This window comes from Streptomyces sp. NPDC054770 (genome assembly GCF_053611985.1).
The window spans coordinates 1-3,463 of sequence record NZ_JBSHBL010000179.1 but is presented as its reverse complement, the minus strand read 5'-3'; the positions used below and the strand labels follow the sequence as shown (position 1 = coordinate 3,463).

The following is a 3,463-nucleotide window of genomic DNA, read 5'->3' as shown; positions in this document are numbered from 1 at the left end:
GCGTTGACTTTTGGCACGCTGTTGAGTTCTCAAGGAACGGTCGCTTCCTTTGTACTCACCCTCTCGGGCTTTCCTCCGGGCTTCCCTTCGGTGTTTCCAACCTTACCAGATCCGTTTTCCGTTCCGTTTCCGGTCGGAATTCATTTCCGGTGGCCGTTGGAAGGCCTTTGCCTATTCGGTTGCCTTTCGGCTCTCTTTCGGCGAGTCCGACTTTATCAGAAGTTCTTGGCCGGTCTGACCGGCCATTCATTCCTGAGTAAATCAGAGGTGGCTTCGATGTTCGGAGAGACTCTCCGTTATGAAGCAGATCGATTCTAACGATCAGCCCTGAACCTGTCCAGTTCTAGGCAACTGTTTGAATCTACCTCCCCATCCCACCCGTGTCAACGGGTCTTCCGGGGCGAAGAGGAGACTAGCAGCTCAGGGGAGGTCTCCGCACATCAGGCGGCCGTGGGGACGAACGCGCTGCGCTCGGTCTCCGCGAGGTCACCCGTCTCGCCGGCCCGGGCGGCACGGCCGCCGATGACGAAGACGTAGGCAAGGAAGGCCAGCTCGGCCACGATTCCGATGCCTATGCGCGCCCAGGTCGGCAGGCCGGACGGGGTGACGAAGCCTTCGATGGCGCCGGAGACGAACAGGACGAGAGCCAGGCCGATAGCCATGCCCACCGCGGCGCGGCCCTCTTCCGCCAGGGCCGTACGGCGACTGCGCGGGCCCGGGTCGATAAGAGTCCAGCCGAGGCGGAGTCCGGTCCCCGCGGCCACGAAGACCGCGGTGAGTTCCAGCAGCCCGTGCGGGAGGACCAGGCCCAGAAAGGTGTCGAGGCGGCCGGCCGAGGACATCAGGCCGAAACCGACGCCCAGGTTGAGCATGTTCTCGAAGAGGATCCAGAGGACCGGGAGACCGAGAAAGACACCCAGGACCAGGCACATCGCGGCGGCCCTGGCGTTGTTCGTCCACACCTGGGCCGCGAAGGAAGCCGCGGGATGGCTGGAGTAGTAGGTCTCGTACTCGCCGCCGGGGCGGGTCAGCTCGCGGAGCTGGCTGGGGGCCGCGATGGTCGACTGCACGTCCGGGTGGGCGCCGATCCACCAGCCCAGGACGATCGCTATCGCGGTGGAGATGAGCGCCGTGGGGACCCACCAGTGGCGGGAGCGGTAGACGGCGGCCGGAAATCCCTGTCCGAGGAAACGGGCGACATCGCGCCAAGAGGCACGCCGGGTGCCTGTCACGGCGGCACGCGCGCGTGCCACGAGTTGGCTGAGGCGTCCCGTGAGCTGCGGATCGGGCGCGCTGGACTGGATCAGGGAGAGGTGAGTGGCGGTGCGCTGGTAGAGCGCGACGAGTTCGTCGGCCTCCGCTCCGTTGAGACGTCGCTGGCGACGGAGGAGCGCGTCGAGACGGTCCCACTCGGCTCGGTGTGCGGAGACGAAGACGTCGAGATCCATCGGGTCTGCCTGCTCCTCGGCTGGTCGTCGACTGCCTGTCGTAGCAATGTCGCAGCTGTCAGCTTGTCGTACTGCGGCGCGATGTGCCCTCAGCTTGGCAGACTTGCGCTGTACAGGGCAGACCAGGGGAAGGCGGCGGGCGTGAGTGAGCTGGTGACGGGCGAGGCGGTGGCGCTCGAACTGCGTCCCGCGAGGCTGCCCAGCAGGGCGCTGGCCGTGCTGCTCGACCTGGTCGTGGCCTTCATCGTGTACATCGGAATCTCGATAGGCCTGGCGGCGGCCACGGCCTCGCTCGACGACGCCGCGCAGATCGCCCTGACGATCACGGCCTTCCTGCTGGTCCTGGTCGGCGCGCCGATCGCGGTGGAGACACTGAGCCATGGGCGCTCGCTCGGGAAGATGGCGTGCGGACTGCGGGTCGTGCGGGATGACGGCGGGCCCATCCGGTTCCGGCATGCGCTGGTGCGGGGTGCTCTCGGCGTGGTCGAGATTCTGATGACGTTCGGGGTCGTCGCCTGTATCGCCTCGCTCGTCTCGGCGCGTGGGCGGCGGCTGGGGGACGTGTTCGCGGGGACCCTGGTCGTGCGGGAGCGGGTGCCCGTCGGACAGGCCCGTTTCGTGCCGCCGCCTCCGCCCTGGTTGACGGGACGTTTCGCCGACCTGGACCTGTCGGCCGTTCCGGACGGGCTGTGGCTCGCGGTGCGGCAGTACCTGACGCGGATGCAGCAGCTCGATCCGCAGGTCTCGTGGGCGATGGCCGCACAGCTCGCGGGCGATCTCGCGACCCGGACGGGGACTCCGGCGCCCCCGGACATTCCGCCGGCCGCGTATCTGGCGGCGGTGGTGCAGGAGCGGCAGGCCCGCGAGTCCCGGCGGGCCTTCGTCGGCCATGCTCCGCTGTCCCCCGGCCTCCCCGATGCGTACGCGTACGCGCCTCCGGCGCCCGGTGCACCCCCCGCCTCTGCTCCTATTCCTGCCCCTGCGCCCGTCCCTTCGCCGCCGGTTGCGCCCGTCGCTCCTCCCGCAGCGGCGGCCGAGCGGCCCGCCACCGGGTTCGTGCCGCCGGCCTAGGCACGGTCCGGCCCCTCGGGCCGCTGTTCAGTCGCCCTGTTCGGTTGCCTGTTCAGGCGTCGGGGTCCTTGAAGACCGACGGCGGTGACCCCAGGTCTTCCAGCTCGATCCCGGGGGCTGCCAGGACCACGTCGCCGGCGAGGTGCACAAGGTGCTGTTCGCCGGTGTCCAGAGCTGTGACCTGGTATTCGTCCACGGTCAGAGGGCCGTTGTCAGTGGCGTGTGTTTCTCTTTTCAGCAAGGCCCAGGACTGGTCCACGGTGCGTGGGGCGAGGACCGGGTCCGTGAAGGCCACGAGGCGTACGCGGGTCGCGGCGGCGGAAGGGGTGAGGCGCAGCAGACGGGCGGTGGCGATCAGGAACGCGGGGGACGTGCCGGTGAAGGCGTGGGCGCGCACATTGCCTTCGGTGGCATGGGTGCCGGTGGGGTCCGTACGGACCCAGGTGACGCCGTCCAGGGCGGCGCCGCGCACCTGCCAGTTCCCCGCGTGGAGTTCGAGGCGGATGGGGCGGCCGAGGTCGTCGAGGGCGAGATCGACCGAGCCGCCGTGGTCACCGGAGGGGGTGGTCACGCGGGATACATAACGCCAGCCGGAGGGGCCGGGGGCGCACTGGAAGTGTTCTTCACCGAGGGGGGTGTGATCGTGCGGATCGTGGAGCGAATAGCGGCCGCGGGGCATGGGGGTCCTGGGGCTTGACGGGGTCTGCGGGCCAAAGGGACAGGCCCCCGGCACGGGGGTGCGGGGGCCTGTCTCGGCGGACCGGAGGACCTGCCGCCGGGAGAGCGCGTCAGTGCACGGGCGCGCTTCCCGGTGGGCAGGGCCCGGACTCAGTAGCGGTAGTGGTCCGACTTGTACGGGCCTTCGGCCTTCACGCCGATGTAGTCGGCCTGCTCCGGGCGCAGGGTCGTCAGCTTCACGCCGAGCGAGTCCAGGTGCAGGCGGG

5 protein-coding genes are annotated in these 3,463 nt (G+C 69.2%); 2 read left to right on the top strand and 3 right to left on the bottom strand.

Translation table 11 applies throughout. The features are described 5' to 3' along the window. Window positions 1-318, top strand: a 318-nt coding sequence (locus ACWGKQ_RS51970; RefSeq protein WP_453299145.1) for a hypothetical protein, incomplete at its 5' end; no start/stop codon positions are given. Between the two features lie 122 nt (window positions 319-440). On the opposite strand, the gene ACWGKQ_RS51965 is transcribed toward ACWGKQ_RS51970, so the two are convergent. Beyond that, window positions 441-1,448, bottom strand: a complete 1,008-nt coding sequence (locus ACWGKQ_RS51965) for a stage II sporulation protein M (protein WP_453299144.1) — start codon at window positions 1,446-1,448, stop codon at window positions 441-443. A 141-nt stretch (window positions 1,449-1,589) separates the two neighbouring features. Here ACWGKQ_RS51965 and ACWGKQ_RS51960 point away from each other — a divergent pair, with 141 nt between their 5' ends. Then, window positions 1,590-2,519 carry an RDD family protein gene (locus tag ACWGKQ_RS51960; protein ID WP_453299143.1) on the top strand — a complete coding sequence of 310 codons (930 nt, stop codon included), beginning with the start codon at window positions 1,590-1,592 and terminating at the stop codon, window positions 2,517-2,519. Between the two features lie 52 nt (window positions 2,520-2,571). Here ACWGKQ_RS51960 and ACWGKQ_RS51955 read toward each other — a convergent pair whose 3' ends face one another. Continuing rightward, window positions 2,572-3,198 carry a hypothetical protein gene (locus ACWGKQ_RS51955; RefSeq protein WP_453299142.1) on the bottom strand — a complete coding sequence of 209 codons (627 nt, stop codon included), beginning with the start codon at window positions 3,196-3,198 and terminating at the stop codon, window positions 2,572-2,574. 149 nt (window positions 3,199-3,347) lie between these two features. After that, window positions 3,348-3,463: adenosylhomocysteinase (locus ACWGKQ_RS51950; protein ID WP_453299146.1), on the bottom strand; the 116-nt coding region annotated here is incomplete at its 5' end.